Source organism: Campylobacter sp. BCW_4323, assembly GCF_001763115.1.
Taxonomy (GTDB): domain Bacteria; phylum Campylobacterota; class Campylobacteria; order Campylobacterales; family Campylobacteraceae; genus Campylobacter_D; species Campylobacter_D jejuni.
In genome coordinates this window covers 1-495 of the sequence record NZ_MJYC01000022.1, presented here as the reverse complement: position 1 = coordinate 495, position 495 = coordinate 1, and the positions used below count along the sequence as shown (strand labels likewise).

1 pseudogene is annotated in these 495 nt (G+C 29.9%); it reads right to left on the bottom strand.

Annotation, left to right across the window (positions count from 1 at the left end):
* A pseudogene (locus tag AJN60_RS00585) lies at window positions 1-495 on the bottom strand (hypothetical protein); the annotation flags it as partial.

Here is a 495-nt window from a genome sequence, read left to right as displayed (position 1 = left end):
TCTTTTAATTTACCTTTTTCAATATCATCATATAAAGCCCAAATGATTCTACCTTCTTCATCATAGGCAAAATCATATTTATTTAAATCAATCGTCCAATCTGCTCCTATAATCTCATCTAAAAAAGGAAGCATACCAAATTCATCTAATAAACTCTCATAATGATAATCGTGTAAATCGTAAATCATTTTTGCTCTAAGCTTATTCCAATGTTGCCCTGTAAGAAAAGAATTAGAACACAATACTGCTAAACCTAAACTTTTAAAAGCATTTTTATCTCCAAGTTGAGCTTGTAAAAACAATGCTTGTTGTTGTCTTGCTTTAAATCCTACGGCAGCTGTAGGACTAGCTTTAATATTTCCCAAAAGTAAAGCAGACAATTCCCATTCATTAAAGAAAGAATAAGATTTTAATGTTCCACGATGAGAACTTACTTCATCATAAATATAAGCGTATTCTTCATTGATTAAATTTCCTTTTTCATCTACATTAGCA